At 73.3% G+C, this 17,884-nt stretch carries 16 protein-coding genes; 6 read left to right on the top strand and 10 right to left on the bottom strand.

Annotated elements, in window-relative coordinates:
- Window positions 1-514: 514 nt before the first annotated feature.
- Window positions 515-2,890: a methyl-accepting chemotaxis protein gene (locus tag ACW9J6_RS19510; protein WP_457118167.1), complete on the top strand. Its 2,376-nt coding sequence runs from the start codon at window positions 515-517 to the stop codon at window positions 2,888-2,890.
- A 22-nt stretch (window positions 2,891-2,912) separates the two neighbouring features.
- Here ACW9J6_RS19510 and ACW9J6_RS19505 read toward each other — a convergent pair whose 3' ends face one another.
- Window positions 2,913-3,527, bottom strand: coding sequence for a YceI family protein (locus tag ACW9J6_RS19505; protein ID WP_457118166.1), 615 nt, complete (start codon window positions 3,525-3,527; stop codon window positions 2,913-2,915).
- 100 nt (window positions 3,528-3,627) lie between these two features.
- On the opposite strand from ACW9J6_RS19505, the gene ruvA reads away from it, so the two are divergent.
- Window positions 3,628-4,245, top strand: coding sequence for a Holliday junction branch migration protein RuvA (ruvA, locus tag ACW9J6_RS19500; protein WP_457118165.1), 618 nt, complete (start codon window positions 3,628-3,630; stop codon window positions 4,243-4,245).
- Window positions 4,246-4,248: 3 nt separating this feature from the next.
- Here ruvA and ACW9J6_RS19495 read toward each other — a convergent pair whose 3' ends face one another.
- The 3 genes from ACW9J6_RS19495 to ACW9J6_RS19485 form a co-directional block, all read right to left on the bottom strand.
- On the bottom strand, window positions 4,249-4,815 hold the full coding sequence (locus tag ACW9J6_RS19495) for a hypothetical protein (protein WP_457118164.1): 567 nt from the start codon (window positions 4,813-4,815) through the stop codon (window positions 4,249-4,251).
- Window positions 4,816-4,961: 146 nt separating this feature from the next.
- Window positions 4,962-6,326: an ATP-binding protein gene (locus ACW9J6_RS19490; protein WP_457118163.1), complete on the bottom strand. Its 1,365-nt coding sequence runs from the start codon at window positions 6,324-6,326 to the stop codon at window positions 4,962-4,964.
- Window positions 6,323-7,096 (bottom strand): response regulator, encoded by a 774-nt coding sequence (locus ACW9J6_RS19485; RefSeq protein ID WP_457118162.1) that lies wholly within the window; start codon window positions 7,094-7,096, stop codon window positions 6,323-6,325. Before ACW9J6_RS19485 ends, ACW9J6_RS19490 begins: the two co-directional genes overlap by 4 nt.
- A gap of 150 nt (window positions 7,097-7,246) precedes the next feature.
- Between ACW9J6_RS19485 and ACW9J6_RS19480 the strand changes: the two genes are divergently transcribed.
- Window positions 7,247-7,561 (top strand): accessory factor UbiK family protein, encoded by a 315-nt coding sequence (locus tag ACW9J6_RS19480; RefSeq protein WP_457118161.1) that lies wholly within the window; start codon window positions 7,247-7,249, stop codon window positions 7,559-7,561.
- 265 nt (window positions 7,562-7,826) lie between these two features.
- Window positions 7,827-8,330, top strand: a complete 504-nt coding sequence (locus ACW9J6_RS19475) for a YbjN domain-containing protein (protein ID WP_457118160.1) — start codon at window positions 7,827-7,829, stop codon at window positions 8,328-8,330.
- Window positions 8,331-8,739: 409 nt separating this feature from the next.
- Here the strand turns inward: ACW9J6_RS19475 and ACW9J6_RS19470 are convergent, their stop codons facing one another.
- From ACW9J6_RS19470 to ACW9J6_RS19445, 6 genes are all read right to left on the bottom strand, one after another.
- Window positions 8,740-9,765, bottom strand: a complete 1,026-nt coding sequence (locus ACW9J6_RS19470; RefSeq protein ID WP_457118159.1) for a TonB family protein — start codon at window positions 9,763-9,765, stop codon at window positions 8,740-8,742.
- A gap of 16 nt (window positions 9,766-9,781) precedes the next feature.
- The gene (tolR, locus tag ACW9J6_RS19465; RefSeq protein ID WP_457118158.1) at window positions 9,782-10,252 is read right to left on the bottom strand and encodes a protein TolR; all 471 of its coding nucleotides are present in this window, start codon (window positions 10,250-10,252) and stop codon (window positions 9,782-9,784) included.
- Window positions 10,253-10,264: 12 nt separating this feature from the next.
- Window positions 10,265-10,954, bottom strand: a complete 690-nt coding sequence (locus ACW9J6_RS19460) for a MotA/TolQ/ExbB proton channel family protein (RefSeq protein WP_457118157.1) — start codon at window positions 10,952-10,954, stop codon at window positions 10,265-10,267.
- 55 nt (window positions 10,955-11,009) lie between these two features.
- The gene (locus tag ACW9J6_RS19455) at window positions 11,010-11,489 is read right to left on the bottom strand and encodes a Tat pathway signal protein (protein ID WP_457118156.1); all 480 of its coding nucleotides are present in this window, start codon (window positions 11,487-11,489) and stop codon (window positions 11,010-11,012) included.
- Between the two features lie 242 nt (window positions 11,490-11,731).
- On the bottom strand, window positions 11,732-12,814 hold the full coding sequence (locus ACW9J6_RS19450; RefSeq protein WP_457118155.1) for an ROK family protein: 1,083 nt from the start codon (window positions 12,812-12,814) through the stop codon (window positions 11,732-11,734).
- 130 nt (window positions 12,815-12,944) lie between these two features.
- Window positions 12,945-13,442, bottom strand: a complete 498-nt coding sequence (locus tag ACW9J6_RS19445; RefSeq protein WP_457118154.1) for an AAA family ATPase — start codon at window positions 13,440-13,442, stop codon at window positions 12,945-12,947.
- Between the two features lie 291 nt (window positions 13,443-13,733).
- On the opposite strand from ACW9J6_RS19445, the gene ACW9J6_RS19440 reads away from it, so the two are divergent.
- Complete coding sequence (locus ACW9J6_RS19440) at window positions 13,734-15,545, top strand: MBL fold metallo-hydrolase (protein WP_457118153.1); 1,812 nt, start codon at window positions 13,734-13,736, stop codon at window positions 15,543-15,545.
- Between the two features lie 5 nt (window positions 15,546-15,550).
- Window positions 15,551-17,782: a response regulator gene (locus ACW9J6_RS19435; protein WP_457118152.1), complete on the top strand. Its 2,232-nt coding sequence runs from the start codon at window positions 15,551-15,553 to the stop codon at window positions 17,780-17,782.
- Window positions 17,783-17,884: the final 102 nt, after the last annotated feature.

The raw sequence follows: 17,884 nt of genomic DNA, 5'->3' as shown, positions 1-17,884 counted from the left end.
TCCCACAAAGCGAAGATGAGCAAACAGGCAGAGTCTTGAGCGCAGATGCTTGCGTCGCCTGGTGAATCGCAGGGCATTCTCTCTCCCGCGCGGACTCACTCCTTCACATGTCTCCGCCCGACGCCAGGCGTTTGAGGATGAAGCGCTTGACGCCTGGAGAGGGAGGAGGTGAGAAAGCAGTTTATTCTCAATTGCTTGGCGCTCACAGCGAGGTGTGGGTCCGCGAGCCCGCACGGGCGGACGGAGAGGCGGCGGCCGCCGACCCGGGATCGGTGCCATCTGCCCGGTGGATTTCCTTTCCTGTAGGCCACCAACGTCGCGCTGCTTTTCCCGACTTTGGCGGCCTCCATCAGTACTATCGATATTTCTCTTTCGGAGACATCATGATAATCGGCAGACTTTACAGCATTACGGAAGCGAACGCACCCTCAAAATCAAAGAGAACGCCCTCCGTAAGCAAAGGCTTCAGTTTTCATGACCAGTCTACCCGCCCGAGAGTGAGACGAGGCGGAACATGTCCATTCGGATGCGGGTCTTCGGGGCTTTCGGCGCCATCCAGGTGATGACCCTCGCGGTGGCGGGCGTGGGGTGGCAGAGCCTCGCGAGCGTCTCGCACCGGGCGGATGTGGCCAACGCGGCCCAGCACCTCGCCGGAGAGGTCGGGGCGCTCGCGCTCGCCACGGACCGCGCCCTGCGGGGCGGGCGGGTTGACGAGGGGGCGGATCTGGCCGGGGCGATCGGTCGCGTCGGCGCCACCTCCCGCGCCGTCGCCGGACAGCTGCCCGACGATCCGGACGCCGTCGCCGCGTTCGGCCGCGCCCTCGACGCCTTCGACCGCTCCGTCGCCGCCTTCCGCCGGCAGACGGCCGAGACCCGCGCGCTCCAGGACCAGCACGCAATCCTGCTCGGGGACCTGCAGGGGACCGTCGCGGAGATCGGGGCCGCCCAGGAGACCCGGCTGACCCAGGCCGGCCGGGCCCTCGAGCGCGGGCTCGCGGACCAGAAGGCGGCGGGCAGCACCGGCGTCGTCCTCGCCTTCGCGATCCGCACCGCCCTGGAGCTGCGCGCCCTGCAGGCCGGCCTGTCCGCGCACCGGAGCGACGCCGCGCCCGGCCCCTTCGACGCCAAGGCCTCCTCGCTCGCCGCCCTGCTCCGGCGCCTCGGGACCGCGATCCCGCCGGACCTCGCGCAGGCCGCCGGCAGCGCCTTCGACGGGTACCGCCGGGCGGTCGAGGCCGCGCGGACCGAAGGTCCGGCCGAGGACGAGGCGGCGCGCGACGCCACCGCGCGCTTCGACGCGCTGATGCAGGCCTTCCGCCAGATCGAGATGGTGCACAACAACGGCCAGACGGCCACCCAGACGACCCTGCGCGAGCAGCAGGACCAGGTCGGCTACGGCGTGACCCTGCTCGCCGCGAGCACGCGCGCCGGATCGGCGGTCCGCGACGCCCAGGCGCTCGAGATCCGGCTGATCGACCGGCGCGACAACGCCGCCGTGCCGGACCTCGACGCGGCCGTGGGCCGGCTGATCCAGCAGCTGGAGACCATCCTGTACGGCGTCAGCGACGAGGCCACGCAGGGCACCCTGCGGACGCTGATGGCGAAGATCCAGACCTTCCGCACCAGCATCCCGGCCATCGCGAAGGCCAATGCCGAGCAGGACCGCATCCTCGGGGCGATCGACGGGCAGGTGGCCGCGCTCGTGGCGGCGGCGCGGGGCATCGGCGAGCAGGAGCTGGCGCATCTCGCGGCCGAGCGGCACCGGGCCCTGCTGCTCCTCGCCTGCGGGGTGGCCCTGGCGGCGGCGGCCGGCGCCGTCCTCGCCCTGGTGATCGGGCGCGGCATCACCCGCCCGGTGACCGAGCTCGCCGGGGCGATGCACCGCCTCGCGGACGGGCACCTCGACGCCGCCGTGCCGGCGCGGGAGCGGCGCGACGAGGTCGGCGCCATGGCGGCCTCCGTGGAGGTCTTCCGGGAGGCGCTCCTCGCGAAGGCGGCCGCGGACGAGGCCGCCGCCCGGGAGGCGGCCGCGCAGGCGGAGCGGGCCGGGCGCCTCGACGCCGCCACCCGCGCCTTCGAGGCCCGTGTCGTGGGTCTCACGGAGGACCTCGGCGCGGCGGCGCGCGGCCTGACCGGCACCGCCCGCGCCATGACGGAGGCCGCCGCCACCACGAACGCGCGCTCCGCCGAGGTGGCGGGAGCGGCCGAGCAGACCCTGTCGAACGTCCAGACCGTGGCGGCGGCGAGCGAGGAGCTGTCGGTCTCGATCGGCGCGCTGGCCGGCCAGGTGGCGCAATCCTCGGCGATCGCCCACAGCGCCGTCGCCCAGGCGCGGCACGGCGAGACGGCCGTGCGGCAGCTGACGCAGGCGGCCGGCCAGATCAGCGACATCGTGGCCTTCATCGGCACGATCGCCGGGCAGACCAACCTGCTCGCCCTCAACGCGACAATCGAGGCCGCCCGGGCCGGCGAGGCGGGAAGGGGCTTCGCGGTTGTGGCGGCGGAGGTGAAGGACCTGGCCGGGCAGACCGCCAAGGCCACCGACGGCATCGCGCAGCGGATCCGCGAGATCCAGGAGACCACCGGGCGGGTGGAGGGGGCGATCCGCGAGATCGCGGGCACGATCGAGACCATGTCGGGCATCGCCGACGGCATCGCCGCCGCCATCGACCAGCAGGGCGCGGCGACGCAGGAGATCGCCGGCAGCGTGCAGCACGCCGCGCAGGGCACGCACGTGGTCACGGCCGGCATCGGCGAGGTGCGGCGCGAGGCCGGCACTACGGGGGCGACCGCCGACGCGGTGCGCGAGGCGGCGGAGCGGCTGGGCCTCTGCGCCGGGGGCCTCGAGCGGGAGGTCGGGACGTTCCTCGCGAGCGTCCGGGCGGCGTGACGGGGGGCGGAGGCCCCTCCCCTTACGGCACCGCCTTGAACTCGCCCTCCAGCCGCAGCGTCACCTCGTCCCCCACCCCCGGCAGGAAGGCGGTGATCCCGAAATCCGAGCGGCGGATCACCGCCCGCCCGTCGAACCCGAGCGTGTAGAGCTTGTCCACCGGGTGGATCCCGGCCTGGTTGAAGGTCGCGTCGAGGGTGAGCGGCTTCGTCACGCCCTTCAGCGTGAAGTCGCCGCTCACCCGCGCCGTGGTCGGGCCGGTCGTCTCGACGCCGCGGCTCACGAAGCTCGCCTCCGGGAAATGCGCCGCGTCGAGGAAATCCGGCTCGCCGAGGCGGCGGTTCAGCGCGTCGTCGAGGGCGTTCACGTTCGCCACCGGCACGCGCACGCGCAACGTGGCCTGGGCCAGCGCCTTCGGGTCGAGGTCGAGATCGGCCGAGAGCCCGGTGATCTGCCCGTAATAGGTGGAGTAGCCGAGATGGCTCAGCGACCACGTCACCTTGCCGTGCGCGGGATCGAGCCGGTAGCGCCCAGCCCGGACTTGATTCGGGTCGGCGGAGGGGGCCGCCCCCTCCTGCGCCCGCGCCGGCAGGGCGAGCGCGACGAGGAGGCAGGCGAGCGCGGGCACGCGCTTCATGCGGTCACCTTGTGGGTTCGGGCGGGGTCGCCGATATGGCGACGGTCCCATCCCACGAACAGGCCCGCGGCTCAAGGACGGGCCTTCCCCACGGAACCCCATGATCGGAAAGCTGAAGGGTGTGGTCGATTCCTACGGCGAGGACTTCGTCATCCTCGACGTGCAGGGCGTCGGCTACGAGGTGCATTGCTCGGCCCGCACGCTGCAGCGGCTCGCGCCGGTCGGCGAGGCGGCCTCGCTCGCCATCGAGACGGTGGTGCGCGAGGACATGATCCGGCTCTACGGGTTCCGGTCCGGCGCGGAGCGGGAATGGTTCCGCCTGCTCCAGACCGTGCAGGGCGTGGGCACCCGGGTCGCGCTCGGCGTCCTCTCGGTTCTGGAACCGGCCGACCTCGCCACCGCCATCGCCACCGGCGACAAGGGGGCGGTCGCCCGCGCGCCCGGGGTCGGGCCGCGCCTCGCCGCCCGCCTCGTGGCGGAGCTCAAGGACAAGGCGCCGGCCTTCGCGCCGGTCGATCCGGCCCTGATGCGCCTCTCGGGCGCCATCGAGGAGCGCACCGCCCCGCAGCCGGTCGCCGACGCGGTCTCGGCCCTCGTCAATCTCGGCTACCCGCAGGTCCAGGCCTCCGCGGCGGTGGCCGCGGCGCTCCGCAGCGCCGGCGAGGGCGCCGAGGCCAAGACGCTCATCCGCCTCGGCCTGCGCGAACTCGCCCAGTAGGGGTCAGGCCTGGAAGTCGATCAGCAAAGCCGCCGAGACGGAGCTGCTCCCCGTCGTGCCGCTCTGCCCGTAAGTGCTCGACTGGGTCTGCGCCTGGGCGTCCTGCAGCTGCTTGATGAAGCTCGACAGGAGGTCGCTGGTGCTCGTGGCGCCGGTCCCGCTGGCGGAGGTGGAGGCGGTAGACGCGGTGCCGTCCGTCCCGGCCGCCGGGTCGATCCCGCCACCGTCCTGATCGGGATCGCCGCCCACGCCGTGAGGGTGGCCGCCCCCGTGCGGGCCCTTCGCGAACAGGCTCTTCAGCTCGTCCGCCTGGGCGCTCGTCAGCGTGCCCTTGTCGACCTCGCCGGCGATCAGGTCGTCGATGCGGCTCTTGGCCTGGCTCGGGTCGAGGCGGGCGGAGGAGCCGGTCGAGGAGCCCTGGCCCAGGCTCGTCCCGATGTCGTCGATGGCGGCGGACAGGGCCTGCCCGTCCGTGGCGCTGATCGCGCCGGATTGCTCCTGGCGGCTCAGCTGGTCGAGGAGGCGCTGCTGGGGCGAGTATTGTTGGGAGGCGGCGGAGATCGCAGTCATCGGGAGGCTCGGCAGGTGGGCGCCGGGACGGCGCGCCCTAGCATGCGGGCCCCCATGGTTAACCCGCCCTCAACGGGCCGCACGCCTCGGTTGCCGCCCGTTGCGCGGGCCGCCGCCGCAACGTCCGGTTACAAAAAGGAGCGGCGTCAGGCCGCCTGCGCGGGCACGTGCCGGGGCACGACGGCGGCGGCGCGCGGAAGCTCCAGGCGCACCGCGAGGCCGCGGGGCTTGCGGTTGGCCAGCGTCAGCCGCCCGCCATGCGATTCGGCGATCACGCTGGCGATCGACAGGCCGAGCCCGAAGCCGCCCGCCTCGTTGAGGGTGCGGGCGCGGTCGCCGCGCACGAAGGGCTCCAGCATCGCCGCCTGCTCGGGCTCCGGGATGCCGGGCCCTTCGTCCAGCACCTCGACGGCCACCGCCTGCGGCCCCGCCGCCGTGAGGCGCACCGTCGCGCCGCCGCCATACTTCACGGCATTGTCGACGAGGTTGGTGAGCGCCCGCTGCAACTCGTCGGCCGAGCCCTTGACCAGGGTCGGCCGCACGCCCTCCGCCCGCACGTCCTGGCCCACATCCGCGAAGCCGTCGCAGACCGTCTGCACCACCGAGGCGAGGTCGATCAGCGCCAGTTGCTCCCGGGTGCGCCCGTCGCGCACGAAGGAGAGGGCCGCCTCCACCATGGCATTCATCTGGTCGAGGTCGCGCAGGAACTGCGCCCGCAGGACCTCGTCCTCCAGGAATTCCGCCCTGAGCCGCAGGCGGGTGATCGGCGTGCGCAGGTCGTGGCTGATCGCCGCCAGCATGTGGGTGCGGTCGTCCACGAGGCGCTTGACCCGGGCGCGCATGCGGTCGAGGGCGCGCGACACCGCCAGCACCTCCTCGGGACCCTTCTCGGGCAGGGGCGTGAGGTCCATGCCGGTGCCGAAGGCCTCCGCGGCCCCGGCGAGGTGCTGGAGCGGCGCGGTCAGCGCCCGCGTCGCCCAGATCGACAGAAGGGTGAGGCTCAGGGCCAGGAAGCACATCGTGGTGATGATGGCCCCGGTGAGCGGGGTCGGCCGCTCCCAGCGGGGCGGCATCTCGGCCAGGAGGGTCAGGCCGTGGCCGCGGATCGCGAGCTGGCGCGGGCGGTCGCTCCCGGGAGTGTACCGGCCGGCGCCGTCGACCTGCCAGCCCGGCCCCAGCGCCTGGCGCAGTTCCGCCGCCTCGCCGCCGTCGCGCAGGCCCATCGGCAGCGCGCCCTCGTCCGGCAGGACGGTGAAGCGCAGGCCCGTCGGCCCGCGGCCCGCCGCCGCCGCGAGGGCGCCGCGCTCCCCCGGACTCGCCGCGGCCAGCATCCGCACCACCAGAGCGAAGCGGTTGGCAAGTGCCCCCGGATGCTCGTCGAGCCGCCGCAGGTCCGGCCGCATCAGCAGGAAGGCCACCGTCACCACCACGTGGGTGACCACGATGGCCGCCACCACCAGGATCGCGATCTGCCCGGCGATGCGCCGGGTGAGACGCACCGGCTCGCTCATGCGCGGGTGGCCTCCGGGCGGGTCACGTCCGGCGTGAAGACGTAGCCGCCCGACCGAATGGTCTTGATCATCTCCGGGTTGCGCGGATCGCGCTCGATCTTCTGGCGGATCCGGCTCACCAGAACGTCGATGCTGCGCTCGAACGGACCCGGCGCGCGCCCCTGCGTCAAATCGAGGAGCTGGTCGCGGGAGAGCACCCGGCCGGGGCGCAGGCACATGGCGTGCAGCAGGTCGAACTCCGCCGCCGTGAGCGCCACCTGGGCGCCGTCCGGGTTGAGGAGCTGGCGCAGGCCCGCGTCGAGCACGAACCCCGCGAAGCCGAGGCGGCGCGGCCCCTCCTCGTCCCGCGTCCCGCCCCCTCCGTTCCCCCGGCGCAGCACCGCCCGGATGCGCGCCAGGAGCTCGCGCGGGTTGAAGGGCTTGGCGAGGTAGTCGTCCGCCCCGAGTTCCAGCCCGACGATGCGGTCGATCTCCTCGCCCTTAGCGGTCAGCATCAGGATCGGCACCGTCGATTGCGCCCGCAGGCGCCGGCACACCGAGAGCCCGTCCTCACCCGGCAGCATCAGGTCGAGGACGATCAGGTCGACACGGGAATCGGCGAGGAGCCGGTCCATCTCCCGGGCGTCGCCCGCCACGGAGACCCGCAGGTCGCTGCCGCGCAGGTAGCGGGCCACGAGCTGGCTGATCTCGCGGTCGTCCTCCACGAGCAGGATGTGCGGCGTGCTGGTCACCCGGCCCTTATGCCCGAGGCGCGGCCCTGCTTGAAGCATCCGAATTGCGACGGATTGTTTCTGTCGCGGGGACGGCGAAAGCCCAGTAATCGTGGCGCCGCGCGCCGGACGATTCGGCGCCGCCGGATTGCCGGGCCGGCCCAACCGGCCCATCTGCGGGCGACGGCCTGCGACGACCAGGAGACGACCGTGCCGAGCCAGAACCGCTTCCTCGACGATTTCGCCCGCCTGATGACCGACGCCGCCGGGGCCGCCCAGGGCATGCGGCGCGAGGCCGAGACCATGATGCGCGCCCAGGTTGAGCGCCTCCTGCGCGACATGGACGTCGCCTCCCGGGAGGAGGTCGAGGTGCTGCGCGACCTCGTCGCGGCGCTCCGCAGCCAGAACGAGGCGCTGGCCGCCCGCGTCGCCGCCCTGGAGGGCGCGTCGGCCCCCAAGGCGGCCGCCCCCAAACCCGCGGACCCGAAGCCCGCCAAGGCCCGCGGCCCGGCGGCGGACGCCTGATCTCCGCTTATTCACAGGAAGCTTCGGTGGATGGCGTCCCGCCCGGCCGCCTCTCCCGGAGTTTTCGCTTTGAGTCCCGCGACTCGGCCGGGCTATAGTCGCTGCAGCACTGATTCGCTGTCGCCAAGGGGAGACAAGTCGGCCGTTAAGCTCATCGCCAGCGGTCCAATACGTGCCGGGGATGCGATCTGCTTTCATCTCGACGTCGCTGTTCGCGTCCCGTGACGCTGTCTTCCCGCTCGGACGAGCCAAGAACCGGATCGCCATGAACCCAACGCACATCGTCGACCTCCAGCGCGCCGAGCATCCGCTCGATGTCGTCGAACGCCTTGCTTCCCTGCACGACTGGATCTTCGATCGGGCCGAGACCGACGAGATGTCGGTGGCGGTCGCGGGCAAGTGGGCCGAGTATCACGTGGCGTATACGTGGATCGAGGATGTCGAGGCGCTGCACGTCGCCTGTGCGTTCGACCTGAAGGTGCCGCCGCGGCGCAGGGCGGAGGTGCTGCAGCTCGTCTCGCTGGTGAACGAGCAGCTCTGGGTCGGGCATTTCGACCTGTGGAGCGGCGAGAGCGTGGTGATGTTCCGTCACTCGCTCCTGCTCACCGGCGGCGCCGAGCCCACCCACCGCCAGTGCGAGATGATGCTGAAATCGGCCATCGACGCCTGCGAGCGCTACTACCAGGCCTTCCAGTTCGTGGTCTGGGCCGGCAAGACCGGCCGCGAAGCCCTCGACGCGGTGCTGTTCGAGACCGAGGGCGAGGCCTGAGGGGCACGTCCCTCTCCTCGCTGCGGAGGTCTGTTCCAACACGATGGGAAGGCGTGCCCCGGCTCGCGCGCGGGCGATCGTGTGCCCGCATCCCCATGCCGGCTCGCGACGGAACGCCTCTGGCGTGCACCACACTCCTCATGCTGAGGTGCGACCGCAGGGAGCCTCGAAGCACCTCTGACGGGTGCTCCAAGACAACGGCTGCTTGGACAGACTGTTCTGGGGTGCTTCGAGGCTCCCTGCGGTCGCACCTCAGCATGAGGAGAGAGTTTATTGCCATCAACGATGGTCTGATACTGAGGCTTGCATTTGCCCTGCTGAATGAGCCCTGTCGCTCTTTCGAGCCAATCGCCGCAGAGTTCGGCGTGCAAGGTCGATCAGAGGGTTGAGTCATCCCCGCGGCAGGTCCTCACCGGAACGCCAACGGCACCGAGAAGCTCTGCGACGGCACGGTCACGCCCGCGGGGGCGGCCGGCACGGCGGTGCCCGGAGCCGCCGCGGCCAGGGCCGCCGCGTCGATGCTCGGATTCCCGCTGCTGCCCGCGAGCGACGCGCTGACGATCCGGCCCGCGCGCGACACCGTGAAGCGAATCGTCACGGTGCCGGTTCCGCCGACGCTGCGGGCCCGCGCCTGGATCGCCCCCCGGATCTGCGAGCCCCAGGCCCGCAGCGCGCCCGGATCCGCCGCCGCCGGGGGCGGGGCGGCCCGCTGACGCCGCTCGGGCTCGGCCGTGCGCTGCCCGGGCTGGGGCCGGGCCACCTCGCGCACCGGCCGCGGCGGCTTGCGCACCTCCTCCACGGGTTTGGGCTTCGGCTTCTCGACGAGCTTGGGCTTCTCGACGGGCCTCGGCTTGGCCACCGGCTTGGCCACCGGCTTCGGGATCGGCCGCGGCTTCTCGACGGGGCGCATCACCGGCGGAGGCGGCGCGGGCGCCACCGGGGCCTGCTCGTTCGTCGAGGTGACGACTCGCTCCTCGGGGGGCGCCACGGCCTGGACCGCCTCCGGCGGTTTCGCCTCGACCGCCTCCGGCGGCTTGGTCTCGGTCATCGTCTCGGGCGGTGCGACGTCGGTGGCGGCCTCCGGCGGTTTCGCCTCGGTGACCGGCTCCGCCGGTTTCGGCTCCGTCATCGCGTCGGGCGGCGGCGGCTCGGCGGTCTCCGGGGGCTTGACCTCCGGCACCGCCTCCGGATCGCCGGGCGGGGGCGTCGTCACCATGTCCGGCTGCTGCTCGGGCACCTCCTCGGCCGCGGGGCTCGGCGCGAGGTCGATGGTGATCTCGCCTTCGCCGGAGGAGGGCGGCGTGCTGCGCCAGAGCGTGATCGCCCCGAGCACGCCCGCGTGCAGGGCGAAGGCCACCAGGAAGGCGAGAGCGAGGCCGGAGCCCGGCTCCCCGGGACCCCGTGCGCCGGTCCGCGTGCCGGTCGGTTGCGACATGAGGGCGATCGCGATCCTAGCGGGGGGCGGCCGGCGCCGTGGCGAGCGGGGCGCCGTTCGGGGCGTTGGCGATCAGCGACACCTTGGCGAAGCCCGCCTGGCCGACGAGGCCCATCACCTCCATCACCTTGCCGTAGGGCACGTCCTTGTCGCCGCGCACCAGCACGGTCTGGTTGGGGTCTTCCGCCGCGGCGGCCCGCAGGCGCGCCAGGGCGTCCTCGGGCGGCAGCGCCTCCTTGGCGAGGTAGGCGTTGCCGTCCTTGTCGACGGAGACCACCACGGGCTTCTTGGGCTCCGAACTCTTGGCCGCGGCGGTCTTGGGCAGTTGCACCGGCACGCCCACCGTCATCAGCGGCGCCGCCACCATGAAGATGATCAGCAGCACCAGCATCACGTCGACCATCGGCGTGACGTTGATCTCGGAGAGCGGGGCGGCCTCGAAGTCATCCTCGTCGGCGCCGCCCGATTGCGGCAGGGACATCGCCATGGGGCGGCCTTCCTATTCGGCGGCGCTGCGGACGGCGGCGTGGCCGCGGTCGCGGTCGCGGGCCAGGCGGTTGCCGAGGGTGCCGATCGCCCCGGAGAAGGTCGCCTGGATCTTGCCGAGGTCGCCCGCGAGCTTGTTGTAGGCGACCACGGCGGGAATCGCGACCACGAGGCCGATCGCCGTGGCGAACAAAGCCTCCGCGATGCCCGGGGCCACCACGGCGAGGCTGGTGTCCTGGCTCTTCGCGATCGACGAGAACGAGTTCATGATGCCCCAGACGGTGCCGAACAGGCCCACGAAGGGCGCGGCCGAGCCGCAGGTGGCCAGCAGCGGCAGCCCGACCTGCAGGCGCTTGAGGTCGAGGGAGAGCGCCGCCCGCATGGCCCGCTCGATGCGCTCGCGCCGCTCGGCCCGGGTCTCGGTCGGGTCCTGGTCGCGCCACGCCTCCTGGGCCGCGGCGACGACCCGGGCGGCGAGGCCGCGCCCCTCCTCCACGCGCCCGCCGCTCGCCACGATCCGGGCGAAGCCCAGCGCCTGGCGGCGCGCCGCCGCGAGGCGGATCGCCTTCTCGATGATCACCGTCCAGCAGGCCAGGGAGGCCAGGGCGAGCAGGATCATCACGCCCTTCACGATCGGGTCGGCCTGGAGGAACAGGCCGAGGAAGCTGAGGTCGTGGGCGGGCGGGGCGGCGGTCGGATCCATCGCGGATCTCCTCGATCGGTCGGGCGGGTCGCTGGGGATCAGCGGACGCGCGGGCTCAGCGGACGAAGGGCACGGCGCCCTTGGCGGAGACGGGCGCGAGGCGCTCCAGGCAGGTCTCGCGGGAGAGGTCCTGGCCCTCGCAGGCGACGACGTCGTTGAGCAGGACCCGGCCGACCTGGCCGCAGGACCCGGCCGCGACGTCGAACTGGCGCAGCACCGTCTTGTGGGCCGCCACCGGCCCGAACTCGACGAGCACCCGCTTCTGCGCCACCCCGTCCGTGTCGAAGGCGTAGAGGTCGAGCCGGAGGGACTTGATCGGCGCGCCCTTGGCGTTGTCGATGAGGAAGGTCGCTCGGCAGGCCTCGCCGGCCGCCTCGAGCTTGTTGAGCTCGACGCGCATCGGCGCCTCCTGCCCCTGCGCGAGGGCGGAGACCAGCATCACGAGCGACAGCGTGACACACAGGAGGAGGTCGAGGGCGAGATTCCCGACGCGGGTGCGAAACCACGGCATGCCTTGCGTGAACACCGAATTCATCCCCTCAAGCTTGCGCCGAAGCGGCCGCGCCGCGGGCATGGACGGAAACGCCCCGCGCCCGCGACGGAAGCAGGTCCGCCGCCGGGCACCCGGCCGGTGAAGAGGTCCGCTCTCCGGTCGTGGCCCGTCGCCTCGTGTGGCGGGCGACCGGTCGGTCTGCACTAGCCGATCGGGCGCGGCCGGATCAAGCCTCGTGCGGAAACTCAGAGGAATTCCAGACTGTTACTTGGACGAAAGACCGATCAGGTCTCGGCACGCACGTCCCGGTTGCTGAAGCGGGCGTTGCCGAGGCCGGTGCCGATGGTGAGCACGCCCCAGCGGGCGACGTCGCGCTGGAAGGGCACCTCGCTCAGGCCCTGCACCACCGCGTCGTTGTGCATCACCACCATGGTCGGGTGGCCGCCGATCGCCGGCAGGGCCTCGCGCAGCGCCCGCGGCAGGTTGAAGCGGCTGCTCTCCCAGTTGCCGGGCAGGTTCTGGCCGCCGCGGCTGATGCGGCCGTCCCCCTCGATCACCCCCGGGCAGCCGACCCCGATGAAGGGCGCGAGCCGCAGATTCGCCTTGGCGGCGCGGGCGAGCAGGCCCTCCAGCATGCCGACGAGCCGCGCCACGGCCGCGTCGCGGGAGGGCGGCGGCGCCTCGTCGCGGTGGCGCCAGAGCTCGGCCCGCCAGACCGCGGAGCGCGAGAGGTCGGGGGCCTTGCGCTGGTTGGTCTCCACGATTCCGGCCCGGATGTTGGTGCCACCGATATCGACGGCGAGCAGGCTGTCGTGCCCGGAGAAGATCCAGGACGGCGCCAGGTGGGCGGCACCGAGCAGCCCGCCCTCGTCGTGGTGGTGGCGGATCGGCACGAGGGCGAGGTCGAGGCCCGCGGCGCGCAGCAGCACGCTCGCCCGCCCGACCGCGAGGCGCCCGACGAAGGAATCGCTCAGGCCCCCGCCGACCACGATGCGCTCGGTCTCGCGCCAGCCCTTCTGGCGCAGGAAGCGGCGCACCACGGTGGCGAGTTCCTGGGAAAAATCCTCGACGGCGCCCTGCACCACGCCGGACGCCTCGGGCGGTCCCTCGCGCAGGAAGCGGTCGAGCGCCTTCTTGGACAGGTCGCGGCTCGGCGTGTCGCCGAGGGGGTCCTCGCCGAGCTTGCGCAGGCGCTCGCGCCAATCCTCGATCAGGTCGCGGAAGGCGCCCTTGGTGACCCGGTCGCCGAGGAACCCCTCCTCGTCGGGGCGCCGCAACTCGATGTTGTAGCTGTCGATGGTGACCGCCGGCAGGGTCGCGGCGGCGTGCGGGATCTCGGAGACGCTCGGAGCGAGGCTCGTCGCCATGCGGGGGACCTTCGGGGCGCGGAACGCGCGGGTCTGCGTCAACGGCGAGGAGGGGGGTACGGTTCAGCTCGGCGATGGGCCGGGACGGCGGGCCGGAAGGGCGGACGGGAGAGCCCCGCGGCCCGTTCCCTCACGACGCCGCCGCGACCACCCGCGCCACCGCCTCCTCTAGGGACAGGGCCGCGCTGTCGATCACGAGGCGGGGTCGGTCCCAGGGCTCGTAGTGCAGGCCGGAGACCGCCTCCCAGCTCGGCAGGACGAGGCCCGGGACCTCGCCGATCCGCGTCTCGACCCGGCGGCGGTGCTCCGCCGCATCCGGGCAGATCACCTCGACCTCGACGAGCCGGGCGTCCGCGCGGGCGGCCACGGCGCGCCAGCCCTCGCGGCTCGCGGCGACCGGATTGACGCAATCGGCCACGACGGCCCGGCCCTCCCCGAGATTTCCCGCCGCGACCGCCTGCGCCGCGGCGTAACCGGAGGGACCGAGCGCGACAGCGGGCACGCCCGCATCGCGGATCGCCTGCTCGATGGCGTCGATGCGCAGATACGTCGCCGCCAGAACCCGCGCGACGGCGCGGGCGATGGTCGACTTCCCCGTCCCGGGCAGGCCGCCGAACACGATCAGCATCGCGGATCTCCCAAAGGGTCGCGGATCTTTCGGCGGACGATCGCCCCTTGCGTCAGGCTGCGGGATCGCGGCGCCGGAAGCAAGGGCAGGACGGCAGCGGCAAGACGGGACCGGCCCGCTGCCCAATCGATCAAAATCGGATAGATTTCCCGCCGGGCCGGAGTGAAGAGGCGGGCAGACCTGCGGGGCCCGGGTCCCGCGCCTCCCCCTGCGGCGGCGCTTGAAGGGCGGCGGGTTCTCGCCAACACTCGGGGCCTCCGCGCGGACGCGCCGGCGGCGGGAGGAAGGGCCATGCAGGTTCGGTTCTTCGGGACGCGGGGCTCCCTGCCGGTTCCGGGCCCGCGCACCATCCGGTACGGCGGCAACACCTCCTGCGTGGCGGTCCGCACCGCCCGCGGCACCCTGGTCGTCCTCGACATGGGCACCGGTGCCTACGCGCTGGGGCGGGAACTCGCGGCCTCGGGCGCGCCCCTGCGCGGCCACGTCCTCATCACCCACACCCACTGGGATCACATCCAGGGCGTGCCGTTCTTCGCGCCCTTCTTCGCACCGGGGAACGAGTGGGATATCTACGCGCCCCGGGGCCTCGGCGCCTCCCTGCGCGAGACGCTGTCGGGACAGATGCAGTACAGCTACTTCCCGGTCTCGCTGGAGCAGCTCGGCGCCACCATCCGCTACCACGAACTCGTCGAGGGCGACCTCGTCCTGGGAGAGGACGACGACGTCGCGGTCGAGACCCACTACCTCAACCACCCGGCGCTCACCCTCGGCTATCGCCTCACCGCCGATGGGGCGACCCTGGTCTACGCCCTCGACCACGAGCCCTTCTGCACGGCGGCGGCCGACGGCACCGCGGTTCCCGAGGGGCTCGACCGGCGCCACGCCGAGTTCCTGCGCGGGGCCGACCTCGTGATCCACGACGCCCAGTACACCGCCGCCGAGTACCCGGCGAAGATCGGCTGGGGCCACAGCACCGTCGAGTATGCCCGGCGGGTCGCCCGGGAGGCCGGGGCGGCCCGGCTCGCCCTGATGCACCACGACCCGGAGCGCGACGACGACGCCCTTGACGCCCTGGTGGCGGCCTACCGCAGCGACGACCTCGACTTCTTCGCCGCCGCCGAGGGGCAGCGCATCGCCCTCGCGGCCCCGGGCCGGGCCGCCCGGGCGACCGCCCGCGCGCGCTCGGCGCGCGAGGCGCTCGGCTCGGCGCTCACCGCCCAGTCCGTGGTGATCGCCGCCGCCGCCCCGGGCGAGGGGGAGCGGCTCGCGGATCTCCTGCGCGACGACGGCATCGCCGTGCACCGGGCGGCGCTGACCCCCGAGGCCGTGACGGAGGCGGTGCGGCTCTACCACCCGGCGCTCGCGGTGGTGGAGAACGGCGCCGAACCGGCCGAGCGCCTCGCGGGCCTCTGCGCGGCCGTGCGGGCGCTCGGCCCCGCCGGGCAGGACCTGCCGATCGTGCTGGTGAGCCGCTCGGGCGACCGGCGCGGCGACGAGGCCGTCGGCCTCAGCGACCGGCTCGTCACCCCGTTCACCGCGAGCTACGCCCGCACCCGCCTGCGGGCGTGGCTGATGCGCACCGCCTGCCGCTGGGCCCGCGCCGCCAAGCCCGCGCGCGAGGCCGAGCGCCTCGCGGCCCTGCACGGCCTCGGCCTGCTCGACACGGCCCCGGAGGAGCGGTTCGACCGGCTGGTGGCGCTCGCCGCCCAGATCCTCGCGGCCCCCTTCGCGGCGCTGAGCCTGATCGACCGGGACCGGCAGTGGTTCAAGGCCCATCAGGGCTTTCCGTACAGGGAGCTGCCCCGCGACGCCTCGCTCTGCGCCCACGCGGTGACCGCCGCCGAGGAGAGCGGCGCCCGCCTTCCCCTCGTGGTGCCCGACACCCAGCTCGACGGCCGCTTCGCCGACAATCCGGCGGTGGTCGGGCCGCCCTTCCTGCGCTTCTATGCCGGCGAGCCCCTGATCCTGGCGGAGGGGCGCTGCATCGGCACGCTCTGCGTCGGCGACACCCGGCCGCGTGTCCTCGACGCGGAGGCCGGGAAGCTCCTGCGCTGGCTCGCCGACCTCGCCCTGCGCGAGATCGAGCGGACGCATCCGGCCTGACGCCGATGGGGACAGGGAGCCTCTCCGCGCGGCCCGGAGGGCAATCCGCGTCGCGCCTCGCGGCCCCCTGGGGCCGGCTCCGGCGTCTGTCGCGGCGCCTGGGCTTCGCCGCCGCCGCGCTGCTCCCGAGCCTCGTCATCCTGGCGGCGGCGGGCGGCCTCGTGCTGGAGATGCGCGAGCGCGCCCTCGACGACGCCGAGCGGGAACTCGGCACCCTCAACACGGTCCTGGCCGAGGATGCGGCGCGCACGCTCCAGAGCGTCAACCTCGTCCTGCAGAGCGTCATCGACCTCCTGGCCGCGGAGGGCGTCGCCACGCCCGAGGAGTTCGCGCGGACGAAGACCGGGCGCGACACCTACGAGATGCTGCGCGGCCGGCTCGCGGGCGTGCCGCAGCTCGACGCGGTCACGCTGGTGGCCGCCGACGGGCACCTGATCGCCTTCTCCCGCGGCTACCCGACGCCCAACATCGACCTCTCGGACCGCGCCTACTTCGCGTATCTGCGCGACACGCCCACGACCGACCCCTACGTGACCGAGCCGGTGGAGAATCGCGGCAGCGGCACCTGGACCTTCTACCTCGCGCGGCGCCTCACCGCGCCGGACGGCCGCTTCATGGGCCTCGTCCTCGCGGCGATCGACCTCGGCTACTTCGACCGCTTCTACCGGTCCCTGAACCTCGGCGGGCAGTCGGCGATCAGCCTGTGGCGGCGGGACGGCATGCTCCTCACCCGCGAGCCGCCGGTGCCGGGCGTGGGCCGCTTCTTCCGGATCAAGGCCTTCGACCCGGCCCGGCTGGAGGCCCGGGCGGGCTTCTACGAGATCGACGATTCGATGGACGGGCTCAGGCGCTTCGTCTCGACCCGCTCGGCCCGCGACTACCCCCTCGTCGTGAACGTCACCCGCACGCGCGAGGAGGTGCTGGCCGACTGGCGCCGGGAGGCCCTGTTCGTCGCCGGGGCGGCGCTCGCCAGCGTGGCCGCGGTGATCCTCATCGTCGTCGCCTTCGCGCGGCAGGCGCGGGCCGACGCGGCGGCGGCGCTGGCCGCCACCGAGCGGGCGCGGGCGGTGACGGCCCGCGAGGAGGCCGAGGCGCAGCTGCGCCAGGTGCAGAAGATGGAGGCGGTGGGCCAGCTCACCGGCGGCATCGCCCACGACTTCAACAACCTGCTGACCGGCATCATCGGGTCGCTCGACATGCTGCAGACCCGGCTCGCGCAAGGGCGGATCGACGCGCTGGAGCGCTACGCGCGCACCGCCATGACCTCGGCCAACCGCGCCGCGGCGCTGACCCACCGGCTCCTCGCCTTCGCGCGCCGCCAGCCCCTCGACCCGAAGCCCGTCGAGGCGAGCGCCCTCGTCGCCGGCATGGAGGACCTGCTGCGGCGCACGATCGGCGAGGGGGTGAGCCTCGAGATCGTCACCCCGGCCAATCTCTGGATGACGCTCTGCGACGCCCCCCAGCTCGAGAGCGCGCTCCTCAATCTCGCGATCAACGCCCGCGACGCGATGCCGGAGGGCGGCCGGCTCGTGATCGAGACCGCGAACGCGGTGCTCGGGGCGCAGGAGCCGGTCCCCTGCGAGGCCCCGCCGGGGGAATACGTCTGCATCCGCGTCGCCGATACCGGGACCGGCATGGCGCCCGAGGTGATGGCGCGGGCGGTGGAGCCCTTCTTCACCACCAAGCCGATCGGCCAGGGCACCGGGCTCGGCCTCTCGATGGTCTACGGCTTCGCACGCCAGTCGGAGGGCTGCGTGGCGATGCGCTCGGAGCCGGGGCGCGGAACGGAGATCCGCCTCTACCTGCCGCGCTACCTGGGCAGAGAGGCCGCGGAGGCGCCCGACCGCGTCGCCGCTCCCCTGAGGCCGGGGCGCGGCGAGACGGTCCTGGTGGTCGACGACGAGACGGCCGTGCGCGGGCTGATCGTCGAGGTGCTGCAGGATCTCGGCTACCGGGCCCTGGAGGCGGCCGACGGCCCGGCCGGGCTCGCCCTGCTGCGCTCGGAGGCGACGATCGACCTCCTCGTCACGGATATCGGCCTGCCCGGGATCGACGGGCGCCGCCTCGCCGACATGGCCCGCACCGCGCGGCCCGGGCTCAAGGTCCTGTTCATCACCGGCTACGCCGAGACCGCCGCCCGCGCCTCCGGCATGCTGCCGTCCGGAATGGAGATGCTGACCAAGCCCTTCCCGATCGAGACCATCGCCACGCGCATCCGATCGATGATCGAGGCGTAGGGCGGGGCGCGAACCCTCCTCCCTCTGCGGCTCCCGTGTGCACGCTTTTCGGTAGCCGGCTCATGGAATGACCGCGCCCGGAATGCAACACACTCCTCATGT

The organism is Methylobacterium sp. JK268 (genome assembly GCF_054052225.1).
This window is presented reverse-complemented; position numbering and strand designations above follow the sequence as displayed.